Source organism: Mesorhizobium sp. CA14 (assembly GCF_020165195.1).
In the GTDB taxonomy this organism is placed as follows: Bacteria; Pseudomonadota; Alphaproteobacteria; order Rhizobiales; family Rhizobiaceae; genus Mesorhizobium.
Genome location: NZ_JAIUHR010000009.1, coordinates 131589 through 148344, shown reverse-complemented (window position 1 = coordinate 148344; position 16756 = coordinate 131589). Strand labels below are relative to the sequence as shown.

At 64.8% G+C, this 16756-nt stretch carries 14 protein-coding genes and 1 pseudogene; 4 read left to right on the top strand and 11 right to left on the bottom strand.

Annotated elements, in window-relative coordinates:
* The first annotated feature begins 79 nt into the window (after positions 1–79).
* Positions 80–949, top strand: a complete 870-nt coding sequence (gene yghU, locus LB565_RS12870) for a glutathione-dependent disulfide-bond oxidoreductase (RefSeq protein ID WP_224584474.1) — start codon at positions 80–82, stop codon at positions 947–949.
* A 47-nt stretch (positions 950–996) separates the two neighbouring features.
* On the opposite strand, the gene LB565_RS12865 is transcribed toward yghU, so the two are convergent.
* Together LB565_RS12865 and LB565_RS12860 are read right to left on the bottom strand one after the other, a co-directional pair.
* Positions 997–1542 (bottom strand): YbhB/YbcL family Raf kinase inhibitor-like protein, encoded by a 546-nt coding sequence (locus LB565_RS12865; RefSeq protein ID WP_224584473.1) that lies wholly within the window; start codon positions 1540–1542, stop codon positions 997–999.
* A 249-nt stretch (positions 1543–1791) separates the two neighbouring features.
* Positions 1792–3021: a PLP-dependent aminotransferase family protein gene (locus tag LB565_RS12860; RefSeq protein WP_224584471.1), complete on the bottom strand. Its 1230-nt coding sequence runs from the start codon at positions 3019–3021 to the stop codon at positions 1792–1794.
* Between the two features lie 227 nt (positions 3022–3248).
* On the opposite strand from LB565_RS12860, the gene LB565_RS12855 reads away from it, so the two are divergent.
* Positions 3249–3524 (top strand): hypothetical protein, encoded by a 276-nt coding sequence (locus tag LB565_RS12855; RefSeq protein WP_224584469.1) that lies wholly within the window; start codon positions 3249–3251, stop codon positions 3522–3524.
* A gap of 165 nt (positions 3525–3689) precedes the next feature.
* Positions 3690–4430, top strand: coding sequence for a sulfotransferase family protein (locus LB565_RS12850; protein ID WP_224584467.1), 741 nt, complete (start codon positions 3690–3692; stop codon positions 4428–4430).
* A 58-nt stretch (positions 4431–4488) separates the two neighbouring features.
* Here LB565_RS12850 and LB565_RS12845 read toward each other — a convergent pair whose 3' ends face one another.
* The 4 genes and pseudogenes from LB565_RS12845 to LB565_RS12830 all read right to left on the bottom strand — a co-directional run bounded on the left by LB565_RS12845 (position 4489) and on the right by LB565_RS12830 (position 8166).
* On the bottom strand, positions 4489–4644 hold the full coding sequence (locus LB565_RS12845; RefSeq protein ID WP_224516067.1) for a hypothetical protein: 156 nt from the start codon (positions 4642–4644) through the stop codon (positions 4489–4491).
* A 761-nt stretch (positions 4645–5405) separates the two neighbouring features.
* Positions 5406–5862: pseudogene (locus LB565_RS12840) on the bottom strand (GFA family protein).
* Between the two features lie 174 nt (positions 5863–6036).
* Entirely contained in the window at positions 6037–6576 is a 540-nt protein-coding gene (locus LB565_RS12835; protein WP_224584465.1) for an isochorismatase family protein, read from the bottom strand.
* A gap of 681 nt (positions 6577–7257) precedes the next feature.
* Positions 7258–8166 (bottom strand): LysR family transcriptional regulator, encoded by a 909-nt coding sequence (locus LB565_RS12830; protein WP_224584464.1) that lies wholly within the window; start codon positions 8164–8166, stop codon positions 7258–7260.
* Between the two features lie 97 nt (positions 8167–8263).
* On the opposite strand from LB565_RS12830, the gene LB565_RS12825 reads away from it, so the two are divergent.
* Positions 8264–9502: an MFS transporter gene (locus LB565_RS12825; RefSeq protein WP_224584462.1), complete on the top strand. Its 1239-nt coding sequence runs from the start codon at positions 8264–8266 to the stop codon at positions 9500–9502.
* A gap of 36 nt (positions 9503–9538) precedes the next feature.
* Here the strand turns inward: LB565_RS12825 and LB565_RS12820 are convergent, their stop codons facing one another.
* From LB565_RS12820 to LB565_RS12800, 5 genes are all read right to left on the bottom strand, one after another.
* Positions 9539–11530 (bottom strand): amidase, encoded by a 1992-nt coding sequence (locus LB565_RS12820; RefSeq protein WP_224584459.1) that lies wholly within the window; start codon positions 11528–11530, stop codon positions 9539–9541.
* Positions 11531–11759: 229 nt separating this feature from the next.
* Entirely contained in the window at positions 11760–12440 is a 681-nt protein-coding gene (locus tag LB565_RS12815; protein WP_224584457.1) for a hypothetical protein, read from the bottom strand.
* Positions 12441–12612: 172 nt separating this feature from the next.
* Positions 12613–14862, bottom strand: coding sequence for a xanthine dehydrogenase family protein molybdopterin-binding subunit (locus LB565_RS12810; protein WP_224584455.1), 2250 nt, complete (start codon positions 14860–14862; stop codon positions 12613–12615).
* Positions 14862–15368: a (2Fe-2S)-binding protein gene (locus LB565_RS12805; protein ID WP_140710044.1), complete on the bottom strand. Its 507-nt coding sequence runs from the start codon at positions 15366–15368 to the stop codon at positions 14862–14864. The genes LB565_RS12810 and LB565_RS12805 overlap by 1 nt, the downstream gene beginning before the upstream one ends.
* Entirely contained in the window at positions 15368–16741 is a 1374-nt protein-coding gene (locus LB565_RS12800) for a c-type cytochrome (RefSeq protein ID WP_224584453.1), read from the bottom strand. Before LB565_RS12800 ends, LB565_RS12805 begins: the two co-directional genes overlap by 1 nt.
* Positions 16742–16756 lie beyond the last annotated feature (15 nt).

The following is a 16756-nucleotide window of genomic DNA, read 5'->3' as shown; positions in this document are numbered from 1 at the left end:
GACGCGCGCGGAACCGCACCTAAGTCTATCGGCATCGGTGGCAGACTTCCCGCCGCTCACGTAACACAAGGCCCCCAACATGGACCAATACACCCCGCCGAAAGTCTGGACCTGGAACAAGCCGAATGGCGGCGAGTTCGCTTCGATCAACCGGCCGATCGCGGGCCCGACGCATGAGAAGGAACTGCCGGTCGGCAAACACCCGCTTCAGCTCTACTCGCTGGCAACGCCCAACGGCCAGAAGGTGACGATCATGCTGGAGGAGCTTCTGGCACTCGGCCATAAGGGCGCCGAATACGACGCCTGGCTGATCAAGATCGGCGACGGCGACCAGTTCGGCAGCGGATTCGTCAAGGTCAATCCGAATTCGAAAATCCCGGCGCTGATGGACCATAGCGAGCCGAAGCCCGTGCGCGTGTTCGAATCCGGCTCGATCCTCACCTATCTCGCCGAGAAATTTGGCGAATTCCTGCCGACCGAGCGCGCGGCGCGCGCAGAGACCTTCTCGTGGCTGTTCTGGCAGATGGGCTCCGCGCCCTATCTCGGCGGCGGCTTCGGCCATTTCTACGCCTATGCGCCGCACAAGATCGAATACGCGATCGACCGCTTCGCCATGGAGACCAAGCGGCAGATGGACGTGCTCGACCGCAGGCTGGCGGAGAGCGAATATCTCGCCGGCCCCGACTACACGATCGCCGACATTGCGGTTTGGCCCTGGTATGGCGGGCTCGCCAAGGGCCGCAGCTACACCAACTCGGCGGAGTTCCTCTCGGTGCACGAATACAAGAACGTGCAGCGCTGGGCCGACGCGATCGACGCGCGGCCGGCGGTAAGCCGAGGGCGCATGGTCAACCGCATGTCCGGCGATCCGGCCTTCCAGCTGCGCGAGCGCCACGACGCCAGCGACTTCGAGACGAAGACGCAGGATAAGCTGCAAGCGGCGGAGTGAGGTAATCTCCCCCCTCGTCCGGGAGATTGGCTGTCGCCAGCGCCCCGCTACCTCCCAAAGGTATACGTCACGGTTGCCTGGCCGAGCGCAGAGCTTTTGGCGGCGACCGAGATCATCTCCGGCAAGGGGTTGGCCGGTATGCGCAATGTCTTTTCACCAAGCGCATAGAGCGTGAAGACATAGTGATGGTCGCCGCTGCCGGGCGGCGGGCACGGGCCGAAATAGCCGGCGCGGCCGACGCCGCCTTTGCCCTGCACCGAGCCCTTTGGCATGCGCTGGCCACTTTGCGCGCCGGCGCCTTCGCGCAGTCCCTTGGCGCTCGCCGGGATGTTCCAGGCCAGCCAGTGCCAGAAACCCTTGCCGCCATTGGCATCGGTGTCGAACATGGTCAGCGCGTAGCTTTTCGTTCCGGCCGGCGGGTCCTTCCAGGCAAGCGCGATCGAGACGCTCTGTCCGCCGCAGCTGGGCTTGTCGCCGAGATATTTCGCATCCCATTTGCCGTTCGACACGGAGGGGCTCGAGATCTCAAAGGCGGACGCCTGGGTGGCGAAGGCGACAAGGGCAAGCATGGTGAAGCCGAGGCGCAAGGTCATTTGATCCTCCCTGAACAACACAGCGTAGCCGAAAAGCGGCCCGAAAAAGGCAAGCTAGCGCGGCCGCCTGCCTGGACAATGAAAAAGCCCCGCCGACAGCGGCTGCTGATCTCCCCCTCGAGGGGGATATGGCCGGCAGGCCAGAGGGGGTCGTCTCACATAGAGCGCCAACCTCCTCACCTTTGCGGAAAGGCGTCGACGCTCGATGCGCGGCGTCCCCTTCTGTCGCCTCCGGCGACATCTCCCGGATTAACCCCGCAGCAGCTTTGCCAGTCTCGGCACGCCTTCGTTCACCGCACGGTCGTCGGCAAGGGTGAACGACATGCGCAGCGTGTTGCGGCCGGTGCCGTCGGCGTAGAAGGCATTGCCCGGCACGAAGGCGACGCGCGCCTCCTTGACCGAGCGCGCCAGGAGCCCGGTGGCATCCGTGCCTTCCGGCAGCGTCAGCCAGACGAACATACCGCCGTCCGGACGGCTCCAGGAAATCCCGTCGGGCATGTCGGCTTCGAGCGCGCCAAGCAGCGCATCGCGGCGCTTGCGGTAGGCATCGATCAGCTTGTCCACTTGGGCGTCGAAGATGGTTTCGGCGACGCGGTGCATGACCATCTGGTTGATCGAGGGGCTGTGCAGGTCGGAGGCCTGCTTCATCAGCACCAGCTTTTCCACCACATGGCGCGGCGCGCACACCCAGCCGACGCGCATGCCGGGCGACAGGATCTTCGAGAAGGAGCCGCAATAGAGGGTGCGCGCATGATCGATACCGCCGGCGCGGGCGCAGTCGAGCGCCAGGATCGGCGGCTCGCCCTCCCCGTCATAACGCAGCGCGCGATAGGCGGCATCCTCGATGACGGCGATGTCGAGCTCGCCGGCGAGGTCGAGCACCGCCTCGCGTTGCTTGGTATCCAGCGTATTGCCGGTCGGATTGGCGAAATCCGGCACCAGATAGGCGAACTTCACCTTGCCGCCATTTGCCGCCGCTGCCGCGCGATAGCCTTCCGGCGTCATGTTGCCGCCGGCGGTGTTCAGCCGGTCGTAGCGCGGCTCATAGGCGTTGAAGGCCTGCAGCGCGCCGAGATAGGTGGGCCATGTCACAAGCGCGGTGTCGCCGGGGGACAAAAAGAGCTTGCCCAGATAGTCGAGCGCCTGCTGCGAGCCGGAGGTGATGAAGATGTTGCCTTCGTCGCATTGAACGCCGAGCTTGCCCATATAGGCGGCCAGCCATTTGCGCAGCGGCAGGAAACCCTCGCTGACCTGGTATTGCAGCGCTGTGCCCGCCTCGGCGCCGCCCAGCACGGCCTGGTAGGCATCGCCGATCGCTTCGGCGGGAAACAGCGACGGGTCGGGAATGCCGCCGGCGAAGGAGATGATGTCCGGCTGCTCGAGCAGTTTCAGGAGCTCGCGGATTTCCGAAGCCTTCATGCGCGAGGAGCGCGAGGCCAGAAGGTTCAACAGGGTCAAGGCGCACCTCCCGTAGGGCATGTTCTATTTAGGTCAACTTGACTGACCTATTATCAGGCTTTTCTGCCGAGTTGAATAGCCCAGCCGCGCATGGGGCGCGGGCCAATCCCAGCCGCATCGGCCCGCAACGCCGCCGTCATAGTCACCGAAACGTGACCGCCGGTAAATATCAGGCGCCTCTAATTCAACTCGCATAGGTGGTACTGATGAAGGTGCCCCGCACGGGGCTAAAAGATGGGAGATAAAGCATGAAAACCAAAACTGCGTTTCTGAGCGTATTGGCCGCATCCGTCATCGCCGGCTCGGCTTTCGCGGGGATCCTCGACGAGCCGAAGATGATGGCACCCTTCTTCACCGACAAGACCATGAAGACGATGAAATCGGACGCCGACATGAAGAAGGTCTGGGCCAAGATGTCCAAGAAGCACCAGGCGGCGATGATGAAGGAATGTCAGGATGCGGCGATGAGCAAGCCGCATGCCGAATTCTGCGCGAAGCTGAACGCGCTGGCCGGCCACGCCTGATCGAGTTCCGACGGCGGATGGCGGGCCTGGAGAGGACCGCCATCCCGCCGCTCAAATATTTTAGCATTCGCGAATAGAAATCCATTGCGCGCAACCGCGCGCGGATGCAACCTCATCCCGGCAGACCGGCAAAAAGAAGAACATCGGTCCGGAACGGGAGGGGCAATGACACTCGAGCTCATCGGGGCCGGCTTCGGCCGCACCGGTACGTGGTCGACTTTCGCCGCGCTGAACCGGCTCGGTTTTCCGAGCTACCACATGCAGGAAGTCATCATCAACAAGGCCAACAAAGGCCATCTCGACTTCTGGCGCAAGGTGGCGAACAGCAAACCAGGCACCCAGCATGATTGGAACCGGGTCTTCGCCAATTATCGGGCGACCGTCGACAATCCGGGCTGCTGCGTGTGGCGCGAGCTGATGGTCGCCTATCCGGACGCCAAGGTGCTTTTGACGCTGCACCCGCGCGGCGCCGAAGCCTGGTATGACAGCACCATCGACACGATCTACTTCACCGAGAATGTCTGGCAGTTCAGGGTGCTGGAATGGCTGACGCCGTTCGGCCGCAAGTTCGGCGACATGTCGCGCAAGCTGGTCTGGGGCCGGACACTGAAGGGCGTGATGAACGACCGCGACAAGGCGGTGGCGCGCTACAATTCCTATATCGAAGAGGTGAAGGCGGCAGTGCCGCCTGAGAAGCTGCTGGTCTTCAAGGTCAGCGACGGCTGGGCGCCGCTCTGTGATTTCCTCGGCGTCGCGTTGCCCAACGAGCCCTTCCCCAATCTCAACGACCGCGCCAGCATCAAAAAGATCATCAACGGGATGATCATGGGATCCTATCTGATGCTTGCCGGCGTCGCGGTGCTGATCGCGCTGGCGGCTGGCGGCCTGTGGTGGTGGCTGGGGTAGCGAACGGTACCCATCAAGCCACCACGACCGCCGATGCCGCGTCTTCGGCTCCGCGCGATTAGAACGGCAGGCGGATTTCGTCGGGCTCGGCCCGCTCGGGCCAGCCGATGTCCTTCTGGATCTCCGCCGGCAGTTCGTAGAGCTCGCGCGTCGTCCTCCGGCGCTTGCTGGCCTGTGCGAAGGCGGCGCGGATCCTGTTAAGACTTTTGATCATGAGAGCCTCCATACATCGATCAGCGGCGGAAAACCGGCGCCGCCTCTTCCCGGCGTCGCTTTTGCGATGCGTCTGTAACCAGTCGATAGCGCGCGAACGGTGAAATGCTTCACGAAGCCGGAGCGGCTTGAAACATATGCATGCAAACTAATTATAGGGTCGGCCATGTGGCCCTTCGCAGAGCGCGAGCCTGCATGACCTGCAATGTCAGACGCTTGGGCGTATTGCCTTGTGCGTTGATTCACGTCCCGTGAGAGGGCCGCGCCTTACTCAGGCGCCTGCGAATCCGAAGCGCTTGGCCTCGCGGTCTGCTCGGAAAGCCGGTCTTTGCGGACGAGCGTCGGCCTTGCGTATTCTTTCTTCATGGCGAAGTCCGCACTGGCACCGGCTCACAGGCTGTCAAGCGGACATTTCACTCAGTTGGCTGGCCGGCCGATGGTGCAATCCGTCGAAAAGGAAACCTCAATCATCGTCGCGCGGACGAGGCCAATGCGGCAAGGGATAGAAACTGGTTCACGCTTACCATCTCTCCTTGTGGAAGAAGGCAAGTACAACGGCCCCGATATACCGTTTTCGCGGAAGTTTCAGCGGGCGGCAAATGTGCCATGGTGAAGTCTGCGGTATGAGGCCGCCGTGGTCGACGCGGACGCCCAAGCACATCCCCAACAATGCGCCCCCAACGGCCGCGTCGACCATGAACGGAAATGGCAATGGCGACCTTGCCCCTAGGTCGCCGTTTTTTCGACGGGCCCGGCTTTTAGTCAGCCTTGGATGCCGGCGTAGTCGGCTATCAGCGGCTCATATTCCTCGAAGGACGGCAGCGTTTCGTAGCTGTGCACGGCCGCCGTCGCCGCCCAGGGCAATTTCTCGGACGTCCAGGTCTCGATGAAGGGCGCGAACCAGGCATGGTCGTCGAGCATGGTCGGGCGCAGGTTGACGAACCAGTCGATCCCCTCCGGCCGAGTGAACATCCAGGTCATGCAGTAGCCGCAGAAATAGTGCTTCGACGCGCCGTGCAGGCCGCCGACCACCGGTTCGCCTTTTGTGATCTCGAACCCCCTCCGAGGGGATCGCCGCGCTCAGCGAATAGGCGCTGGACGACATCGACTGGCAGCCGGTGCAGTGACAGGCCATGGTGAGCAAAGGTTTTGCCGAGATCTTCAGCCGCACGCGGCCGCAGCGGCAGCCTCCTTCAGCGGGCAGAGTGAGGGTGGGCAAGATGAGCTCCTTGGGTTGGGGTTCTTCCCTTCTCCCCCTGTGGGAGAAGGTGGATCGGCGCGCAGCGCCGAGACGGATGAGGGGTGTTCCAGCGGAGTGAAACGCTGGCATTCCCTGGAACACCCCTTGTGTATAGCGAATCGTTCATTGTGTTGGTCGCCGCGGATGGGGCGATCACCCCGTCCGCGGCGGCGGCCGAGAGCCCTGCCCCGCGAAAGCCTCGTTGTGGCGGACGATGATGTCGGGCGCCTTCTCCTCCAGTGAGTCCAGCGTCGAATGCGCGTCGGAGACCAGGGTGACGCCCAGGCCTTCGGCGAAGGCTCCCTTCACGGTGGCGGCGACGCAGAAATCGGTCTGGGCGCCGATGAGCACAACGTCCCGCGCGCCCTGCCCCGCCACCCATGCTGCTAGGTCTGGATTGGAAAAAGCGTTGCCGACATTTTTGCCGAAAGTCGGCTCGTCGTCGGCCTGGCCGAGCAGCGGCCAGACCGGCCAGCCGGAGGCGCCCGGCGCCAGCGGATCGCCGGGCGGTCCGTCATGGCGGATGAAGGCCACCTTGCGGCCGGTGCGCCGCGCCCAATCAATCAGCCTGCGGGCACGCTCGGCGATCGTGTCGGCGTCATGGATCGGCGGATCGAACCGACCGTCGAACATACCGGTCTGCAGGTCGATGACGATCAGCGGCGCGGCGGCGGAGGGGGCTGTGTCTGGCATGGCGCGAAGATAGCGTGGGTGGGGGATGGGTCAAGGACGAGGCAGAAGCCAGCAAGCAGCAACTCGCCGAACCGTCTACAATTTGCAATTGTATTCATGATTAATCACAACTAAGATGGTCGAGAGATCGGGGGATGACAATGGATGAACAATACACCGTGTTCCTGATCGGAGGAGGCACGGGAGGTGACGAGCAGGCGGTGTTCACGCCGCACGATGTGGGGACCCGATGCAGGCTCACCTGCAGCTATCGCAATAAAGTCATCGTCGCTGAAGAAGACGACTATTTCGAAGCCCTATGCCAAATCCGCAATCAGCTCGAAGTGGAAGGACTACTACCCTTTTGTTATGGCGCGAGCGCCAATGTTTTCCCTGAAGGCACCGTGACAGAGACGAGTCGAGGATTGGTGGTCTGCAAAGTGAAAACGGGCGAGCGCCCCAATAAGAGCGACTTAGTCAACATATTTGACGATGGCTATGATGTGATGCCCGTGTTCGTCTCCATGCAGCAGAAGTTTTGGGATTCGTGGCTCGCCTCCCTTCCCCCGATCGCAAGACCCGGAGATAGCGAACTCGACGGACGGTGCAGCCCACTCCCTCTGGCAGTCTCTAGCATTTCGCTTTGCCAAGATGCTGAAATCGCTTTTTCCACTGTCAGGGGGAAGATAAGGCGCCTGGCTTTTACGACATCAGCGGCATCGGCCCCTTCAGCGCTTTCGCCAGCACGTCGCGGAAGACCGCGATCGGACGCACCAGCCTGCCGGCCGGCGGGCGGTGGAGCAGCCAGCAGCGCACCTGCGGCTTGAAGCTGGGGCAGTCGACCACTTCGACCGCGTCGCGCCATTGGCTGCCCGACAGCGCGCCCGGCGTGACGACGCCGATACCGTGGCCGCGCGCCACCAGCGACATTCTCAGATCCGCGCCCTGCGCCTCGACGCCGACATGGAAAGGCAGCCGCGCCGCCTCGAAGCGGTGGCGGATGAAGGCGCGGAAGCCGCAGCCGGTTTCATTGAGCACCCAAGGGTAGCGCGCGAGATCGTTGAGCTCGGCCGGCTTCGGCACGCCGAGGCTTGGCGCGGCCACCAGCAGCACTGCCTGCACGCCGAGATCGTCGCCGACGAGCTCCGGCGGCGGCGCAACGCCGTCGGCGAGGCAGACGGCCACTGCGTCGATCTCGCTGTGCAGCACCTGCTCCACCAGGCGCGGCGACAGGCTGGAGGTGATCTTCAGCGTCAATTGCGGGAAGGCCGCGCGAAGACTGTCGAGCGGCTCGGACAGCGCGCTGGTCGAGAGATAAGGCATGATGCCGAGGCGGAACTCGCCCCTCACCTCGCCGACCGGCGAGACGCCCGCCTTCAGATCCTCCAGCGAGCGCAGCACCCGACGGCCATGCTCATAGGCCTCGCGGCCCGAGGCGGTGGGTTTAAGCGGCTTCGACTGGCGGTCGAGCAAAGGCGTCGCCAGCCGCTCCTCGAGATTCTGCACCCGCCGCGTCACGCCGGGCTGGGTGAGATTGAGCCTGGCCGAAGCGCCGACGATGGAGCCGGTTTCGACGACGGCGACGAAGGCTTCGAGGTCATGGATGTTCATGCGCATCTCGCATAATCATTATCATATCATTTCAATTGTAGCATTATGATCGGTTCGAATAAAGTCCTTGCGAAATATGCAAACAGCGAGGCTACCCATGAACGGAACAGACAACGCCCGGATCGCGACGGCCGAGTTCGCCGATCCGTCGCCGCATGCCGGCGGCGGCACGATCACCCGATCCCAGACGCTGCTGTTCGCCGCTTCGGTCGGCATCATCGTCACCAATCTGTTCGCGCCGCAGACGCTGGTCGGGCTCATCGGCCCCTCGCTCGGCGCCGCCGCGTCGCAAAGTGGCCTGGTCTCGATGGCCACGCTGCTCGGCTACGCCGCCGGGCTGTTCTTCCTGGTGCCGCTGTCCGATCTCGTCGAGAACCGCGTGCTGGTGCTGCGCATGCTGTGCTCGGCTGCGCTCGCCGCGGCGGCAGCCTCATTCGCGCCGTCGGCGTCCTCGCTGCTTGCCGTGCTGTTCGTGCTTGGCGCTGCATGTTCCTGCATCCAGGTGCTGGTGCCGGTCGCGGCCTCGATGGCGCCTCCCGGACAGGACGGGCGCGTCATCGGCGATGTGATGAGCGGGTTGATGATAGGCATCCTCTTGTCGCGTCCGATCGCCAGCCTCGTCGCCGACGCCTTCGGCTGGCGAGCCTTCTACGGTATCAGCGCCGCGGCACTTGGGCTGCTCGCCATCATGCTCGGCCTCGCTTTGCCAAGGCGCAAGCCTCTGACGCATGCGAGCTATGCGGGGCTCATCGCCTCTCTGGTCGGACTTCTGAATCAGGAACCGGTGCTGCGGCGTCGTGCCTTCACCGCGAGCTTGGTGATGGCGGCCTTCAGCGTGTTCTGGACGGCGGTAGCGCTTCGCCTCTCCGCTCCACCCTTCGATCTCGGCCAGAAAGGCATCGCACTGTTCGCGCTGGTCGGCGCCGGGGGTGCAGCGGTGACGCCAATCTTCGGCCGCGCCGGCGACCGCGGTTTTACGTGCGCGGCCACGATTCTGTGCCATCTCGTGCTGATCGCAGCGCTCGGCCTCGCGGCATGGGCCGGCGCGGCCAAGGCCGGCGGCGCATGGCTGCCGCTCATCCTTATGGGCATCAGTGCCGTGCTGCTCGATATCGGCGTCACCGGCGACCAGACGCTGGGCCGCCGCGCCGTCAACCTGCTGCAGCCCAAGGCGCGCGGCCGCATCAACGGGCTGTTCGTCGGCATCTTCTTCATCGGCGGCGCGATCGGCTCGCTGCTGGCCGGCATCGCCTGGGCCTGGGGCGGCTGGAACGCGGTGTGTGCCACCGGCGCGGTGTTCGGGTTGGTGGCGCTGGTGGTGGATTGGACCGAGTAGCACGATCTTCCCTTCCCCGCTTGTGAGGAAGGGAAGCTACCCAATCCCACCTGTCACCGTATATGCCCCGCCGACGCGCCCATCCGGCGATCTCACAATGGCCGTGACGATCGAACCATAGGAACCGCGCCAGACGCTATGGAAGCCTTGATGGGTCGTGGCCGGTACGATCACGCGACCGGTGAATCGGTTACCGCTGCCTTGCATAAAAACCGGCTCGCCGTTGATGTGGACTTTCACCACCGCAGCGTCGCCGACCTCCAGTGCGATCGCGATTTCATCGGTGGCGCCGCCGCGGGTCGTCTCGGCAGCCAGCGTGAGGCTGAGCGGCGCGTCGCCGGCGACCGCACCCCTTCCCTCGAACACATCATCGGCAAGCGGCGGCGTGCGCGGCGGGGCGGTGCGGCGCCTCGTGGCGCGCTCGTAGTCGCCGGCCAAGCTGAGCAGCGCTGCATCGTCATAGGCCTTGCCGGCGAAGGTCAAGCCAACTGGCATGCCGATATCGGCCATGGCGCCCATCGGCACCGTCACCGTCGGGATGCCGAAATGCCGCCAGACCAGATTGCCGTTGGCGACCCAGGTGCCGTTGCGCCAGGCAAGCCGGGCGGAAGCCTCGTTGATGTCTGCATCGGCCGGGCCGACATCGGCGACCGCCGGCAGCACCACGGCGTCGAGGCGGTTGGCATCGAGCCAGTCCTCGAAGTCGATGCGGCGCGTTGCTTCCAGGCCCTTCAGGCCTTTCTCGATGGTTGGGACATTTTCCAGTCGCGCCACCCCGCGCTTCGCTCGCTCGACATACTGCGCCAGATCGAAATCGGCTTCGCCGTAACGGTCGCGCAACGTGCCCGGTGGTTGCGGGAAGATCTTTGCGCCGTCGACCGAAGTGAGATCGGGAATCGCCGGATCGGCGTTGGCGCGCAGGAAATCGTCCCAGGACCAGATGGACAGGTCCCAGATCTCGTATTCGGCGAATTCCGGCGGCACGAGGCCGCGATCGACCATGGAGCGGGCGCCCGGCCGGTCGCGCTCGTAGTTGGAGACGACGGGGAAATCGACCTCGACCACCTCGGCGCCGAGTGCTTCAAGGTCGCGCGCCGCCTGCCGCCACAACTCCAACACCGAGGTGCGCGTCTCGATCGGACGCTCTGCGCCTTCGTCCTTGCCAATATACATTTTCGGCACGCCGAGCCTTTTGCCCTCCAGCGCGCCTTGCAATGGAAGCGCGGCATAGCTCGCCGGCCGCAGCGCCGAGGCTTTCGGGATCTCCACCCAGGGCTGCACGCGCCAGAAATCGCCGCGCGTCTCGTTATCGTCGGCGACGATCACATCGAGCAGTTCCAGCATGTCGGCAACGGTCCGCGTATGTGGCACGACCACATCCATGGTCGGCACCAAAGGCCAGTTGCCGCGCACCGAGATCACGCCGCGCGAGGGCGTGTAGGCGACCAGCGCGTTGTTGGAAGCGGGCGCCCGGCCGGACGACCAGGTTTCCTCGCCCAACCCGAAAGCCGCGAAGCTGGCGGCGGTCGCCGTGCCCGAACCGTTGGACGAGCCGGAGGCGAAGGCGGCGGTGAGGAAGTCCTTGTTGTACGGGCTTTCGGCGCGGCCGTAGACGCCGCGCTGCATGCCGCCATTGGCCATCGGCGGCATGTTGGTGAGGCCGACCAGCACCGCGCCGGCCGCGCGCAGCCGGGCGATGGTGAAAGCGTCCTCGTTCGCCATGAGATGCTCGAAAGCCGGCGAGCCGGCCGCCACCGTCAGCCCTTTGGCCTTGTAGCTGTCCTTGGCTGTGTAGGGGATGCCGTCAAGCGGCCCGACTGTCTTGCCCTCGCGGCGGCGCCGGTCGGACGCTTCCGCCTCTTCGAACATCTTCGGGTTGAGGACCGGCACGGCGTTGAGCGCGATGCCGTGGCGATCGTAATGGGCGATGCGCCGCAGATACGCAGCGACCAGCTCGACGCTGGTGACGGTGCCGTCTTCCAGCGCGCGGCGCAGGTCGGCGATCGAGGCTTCGACGAGGTGGAGCATAGTAGGAGCGAATATCCTTGCAGAGGCTGCGTTCCGTCACACCCCCTCTGCCCTGCCGGGCATCTCTCCCGCAAGGGGGGAGATTGGATGTCGCCTTCGCTTTCGCCAATCGCCGACGTTGCAGGACGAGTGCCGTCGGCAAAGCTGCCGATCTCCCCCCTTGCGGGGGAGATGGCCGGCAGGCCAGAGGGGGTGCTGTCCCGCCTGCCTGTCAGGTAATCCAAGGGCGCTATTCATTTTCCTGACGAATGCCCGCCTCTCGCGGTGGTGCTCTATGCTCAACCCACCAATCATTCTGCCAATCCTCATAACCGAGAAGTGAGCCCTCCATCCGTTCGAGGGCTTCGTTCCAGCCGGTCTTGGCGGAGACTTGCGATGCCAGCAGATATGCGTCTATTCGCCATTCCTCGCCGGGGAGTGCGAAGAAGGCGCGCCGCCATCTTTCGAACTTTGGGAAGCGAGCGCGCTCGGCGTTGGTGAAGGGCGTGTCCATTATGCGGCGCACCAACCGACCCGAGCGGACGAATGGGTCAAAGCGGGCCAGCGTTTCCGTCAGCCACTCCACCGGATAGGTGTCTTGGAACACCGCAAGAGGCTTGCGACCTTCCAGCATCAGCGGCAGCTCGAAATTCGTGTGAACGAGATACGGTGTTTCGCGGACTGGATGCCAGGATTCGATGCAATTGAGCCTCGGGTCAAGCTCGCGAGGTGGGATGCATATCGCGCCCAGTCTTTGAATATCTCCCGGGTCCAATTCCCATGAGCCTGATAACTGTGTGCTGCTGCAACCCAGAACCGCGCCAAGCTCTTTCAGGTCCAAGACGCAGATTCGAGCCTCAGCGACAGCCGAACCGGTCGCAGGATCGATCTCCTGCAGGACAAAATAAGTGGATTCGGCAGTGTTGCTCATGCGGCGACGATGGCTGCTCGGACAGTCCTTGTACAGGTCTTCCTCGGATAGGCTGGCGAGACAGCACCCCTCTGCCCTGCCCGTCCTTTGCTCCAGCTTCGGAGGGTGAACCGAGCATCTCCCCCCGCAGGGGAGATCGATGTCGCGACCGTTTTCGCCAATCGCCGGCGCGTTAAACGCCCAGCACGCCCTTCACCCGCTCGCGCGTGTAGGGCAGGTCGTAAATCCGCTTGCCAGTCGCACTCCGGAACGCATTGGCGATGGCGCCTGCGGTTGGGCCCTGGGCGGCTTCGGCGACACCGAGATAGGGCGTGCCTGGACTGTCGACGACCTGCACCTCGATGCTGTCGGGCACCGCGCTGAAGCGCAGGATCGGATAGGTCGACCAGTCCGGACTCAAGATGCGCGTGCGGTCGAAATGCACCGCCTCGTACAGCGTCCAGCTCATCGATTGCAATATGCCGCCCTCGGTCTGGTTGACGATCGAATCCGGGGCGACGGCCTCGCCGCAATCGACCGCCGTGACGACGCGCGACACCTTGATCGCGCCGCTGTCGCTGTCGACATCGGCCTCCAGCGCGACGGCCAGATAAGCGGCGTGGTTCTTGTATTTGGCGAAGGCGAAGCCTCTACCCCGGCCTTCCGGCAGGGGATCCTTCGACCAGCCGAACTTTTCGGCCGCCACCTCGATCACCTTCCTGGCGCGCGGGTCCTTCAGGTGGCGCAGGCGGTATTCGACCGGATCGGCGTTCGCCGCCAGCGCCAGCTCGTCCATGAAGCTTTCGATGGAGAAGACGTTGCAATAGGCCCCTAAGCTGCGCAGCGAGGAAACGCGCACCGGCATGTCGGCGATGAAATGCCAGTTCACGCGCTGGTTAGGCACGTCATAGAGCGGGATGGCGTTGCGGTCGCCATTGCCGAGCGGCGATATCTGCAGCTTCGCCGGATCCGGCGGGAAATGCCGGGCCATCAAGCGGCCGGCGATCAGCGACCCGGCCGAGCCCGGCCGCGTGCCATGGCTGTTGCTCCACAGATCGTAGTGCCAGTTGACGATGTTGCCGTTCTGGTCGAGCGTGGCGCTCGCTTTGGTCAGCATCGCCGGCCCGTATGGTTCCCACAGATGCTCCTGGTCGCGCATCCACTGCACGCGCACCGGCTTGCCCGGCACTTTCTGCGCGATCAGCGCGGCGTCGGCCGCCGCATCGTCGGCGCCGTTGTGACCGTAGCAGCCGGAGCCTTCGGTATGAATGCAGCGCACCTTTTCCTCCGGCACGCCGAGCATCTGAGCAATCGCCTTGCGGTCGGGATAGACGCCCTGCGTGTGCGTCCACACCGTCGTCAGGCCATTGTCGACCATGGCCACCGCGCTAGACGGGCCGATCGAACCGTGCATCTGGTAGGCGCGGGTGAACTGCGCCTCGAGCGTCCGGGCGCCCGGCACGCTATCGGCGCCGACAGAGGTCACCGCGCCGACCTCCGATACGGATTTTTTGAGGAAGGCCGGCAGGTCGTACTGGTCGGGAAGCGCCGGCTGCTCCTGCCACCTGGCGACGCCGGCCATGGCGCGCATGGCCCTCACCGCCTGGAATTCCTGCTCGGCGACCACGGCCAGGAAATCGCCGTCGCGCACCACCGCGATGACACCGGGCATCGCCTTGACGGCGGCATCGGCGAAGTCGGTGAGCCTGGCGTTGTAGCTCGGCGGACGCACGACGCGGGCATGCACCAGGCCCGGCGGCTGCATGTCCTGCACATAGGCATTCCCGCCGGTGACCTTGGCCGGGATGTCCACCCGCGCAAAGGGCTTGCCGATCGCGTGGTAGGCGGCGGGCGGCTTGAGCTTGGTGTCGGCCGCCGCATCGACATGCAGGAAGTCGGCCGAGACCAGTTCGCCATAGCTGGCCTTGGCGCCGTTCGGGCCGACGATCGCGCCTGCCTGCGCCTTGAGCGCCTCGACCGGCGCGCCGAGCTTTTGGCTGGCCTTGGCGATCAGGATCTGGCGCACCTGCGCCGCGGCGTAGCGGATGGCGGTGCCTGAGTTCTGGATCGTCTGGCTGCCGGCCGTGTAGCCTTCGTTCGGCGTCAGCGCGGTGTCGGCGGTGACCAGCTTGATCGATGCGGGCTCGACCTCCAACTCCTCGGCCGCGATCTGGCGCAGCGACGTCTTGGTGCCCTGGCCAAGCTCGGCCTTGCCGGTGAAGACGGTGATCGAACCGTCGGCGTCGATGCGGATCCAGGCGTCGAGCGAGGGTGTATCGGCCAGGCTGCCGGGTAGTTTCGGCTTAACCGCCTGGGCGCCCGGCGCCGTCGGTACCTCGCCCTCCTGCGCCTCGGCGGGGATCGCAAAGGACACGACCAGCGCGCCGGCTCCGGCCAGGAAGCCTCGGCGGGTGACATCGGGAAGCGGGTTCGGTGCGTTCATCATCCCCTCCCCGTGGCAGCGGCCGGCGCCATGTTGCCGGCGGACTTGCCCTGCATCAGGTCGCGGGCGCGAGCCACGGCCCGAAGGATGCGCATATGCGTGCCGCAGCGACAGAGATTGGGCTCCAGCGCCTGCCTGATGTCGGCGTCGGCGGCATCGGGCTTTGCCTCGAGCAGCGCCTGCGCCCGCATCATCATGCCGGCAATGCAATAGCCGCATTGCGCCGCCTGTTGTTCGATGAAAGCTTTTTGCATCGGGCCGGGATCGTCGATGGTGCCAAGGCCCTCGACCGTCTTGATCTCGCGCCCCTCGACCAGCATGGCCGGTGTCAGGCAGGAAAAGACCGCCTTGCCATCGACCATCACCGTGCAGGCGCCGCACTGGCCGAGGCCGCAGCCGAACTTGGCGCCGTTGAGCTTCAGATCGTTGCGCAGCACATAGAGCAGCGGCGTCGCCGGATCGACGTCGACGTCATGTGACGTGCCGTTGACGTTGAGCTTAACCATCAGTCCTTGGCTCCCACATTGTCCGGGCTGCGCTCGATGCCGTCCGAAGGCCGGACGCTGACCCGATATTTGCCGCTCCTGGTGTCGGCGGTCTTCGCCTTCGCGTCCGCCCATGCCGGCTTCCGGGCAAAGGCCTCGCGCAGATAGCCGAGCAGGTCCGCCACCTGATCGTCGGTCAGCGTCACGGCGAAGCCCGGCATGATCGGGCTCTCCCGGCCGCTCGCCGCCGGCAGGCCAAAGAGCACGACGTTGATTGCATTTTGCGGATCGCGCGCGGCGATCGTGCTGGAGAGATGGAAATCGATACCGCCGAAAGGCTGCGGGCGGCTGCCGTCATGGCAGGTGGCGCAGGCCGCCTGGTAGATCGCGCCGCCGCGGCTTGTCGGACTGCCGGTGGCGGCGCTGGCCGGTATCGGCGTGCCGCCCTGGTCGATCGAGAGCTTCTTGCGGATGTCCTCGGCTGCCGCCGCGCGCTCCGGCGTCGGCTCGCCCATCCGCGAGATCAGGTAAGTGGCGATGGCTCTGATGTCGGAATCGGGAAGCCGGCCGAGATTGCCGGTGACCTCGGCCATCGGTCCGTTGGCCACGCCGTGATCGGCATGCCAGCCTTGGCGCAGATAGGCAAAGAGACTGTCATGCGTCCACGGGATCGGGGCGGAGGACGATGCATCGAGAGCGAAGGCATCCCAGCCCTCCGCTTCGCCGCCTTTCAGATGCACGCCTTTCCGCTCGGCGCCCAGGGCGTTGCGCGGCGTGTGGCAGGCACCGCAATGGCCAAGCCCTTCGACGAGATAGGCGCCGCGGTTCCATTCGGCGCTCTGCGCGGCATCCTCGTGATAGGCGCCCTTGTCGAAGAAGAGCAGCTTCCAGCCCGCCAGCACGAGGCGCAGGTTGAGCGGGAACGGCAGGTCGTTGGCCGGTCGCCGGCTCTCAACTGGCCGGCGCGTCATCAGATAGGCGTAGAGCGCCTTGTTGTCGTCGTCGGAGACCAGCGTGAAATGGTCGAACGGGAAGGCAGGATAAAGGTGATCGCCGTCGCGCTCGACGCCTTCCCGCATCGCCCGGCTGAAGGCAGCTTCCGACCAGCGGCCGATACCGGTCTTGGGACCCGGCGTGATGTTGGTGGAATAGATGGTGCCGAATGGCGTCGGCACCGCCAGCCCGCCAGCGAAGGACTTTCCGCCGGGCTTGGTATGGCAGGCCGTGCAGTTGCCGACCGAAGCAAGCACCGCCCCCTTCTCGATAAGCGCCCGGTCGAAGGAGGCGCGCTGCGGCGGTTCGATCGGGTCGATCGCCGGCTTCCAGGCATAGGCGGCAAAGCCCGCCAGGCAGACGGCAACAAGAATGAGAACGCCGATCCAGAAGCGTTTCAAGGAAGGACTCCTTGC